The organism is Photobacterium alginatilyticum (genome assembly GCF_009910675.1).
Lineage (GTDB): Bacteria > Pseudomonadota > Gammaproteobacteria > Enterobacterales > Vibrionaceae > Photobacterium > Photobacterium alginatilyticum.
Map to the genome: position 1 here is coordinate 1 of NZ_RSEJ01000281.1, position 436 is coordinate 436.

At 35.7% G+C, this 436-nt stretch carries 1 rRNA gene; it reads right to left on the reverse strand.

What is annotated here, in order from left to right:
- Positions 1-157: 157 nt before the first annotated feature.
- Positions 158-276: ribosomal RNA gene (gene rrf / locus EIZ48_RS31660) — 5S ribosomal RNA — on the reverse strand.
- Positions 277-436: the final 160 nt, after the last annotated feature.

Consider the following 436-nt stretch of genomic DNA (forward strand, 5'->3'; position numbering starts at 1 on the left):
AACTATTATTAAATAAATTAAATATTAATAAAATAGTAAAAATATAATCTTTAAAGTAAAAATATAATCTTTAAACGTCGATACAATAMRATGAGGACAAAAAAAAAAAAAAAAMACGGCAAAACAAGCCGTTGTTAACGGGAAMAAAACGCAAAAAGGGGTGCAAMACGAGGMCTTACCAGGGGGTCACCCATCCTAGTACTACTCTCGCCCAAGCACGCTTAACTGCGGAGTTCTGATGGGATCCRGTGCATTAGTGCTGGTATGATCGCACCCGTCATGTTACGCACCGTCCATTCTTTTAACMCATCCGCCGACGCACCGTTCGCGTTCAAAGGACCGACCGACTTCATCTCCCGATAAACTATTATTAAATAAATTAAATATTAATAAAATAGTAAAAATATAATCTTTAAACGTCGATACAATACAATGA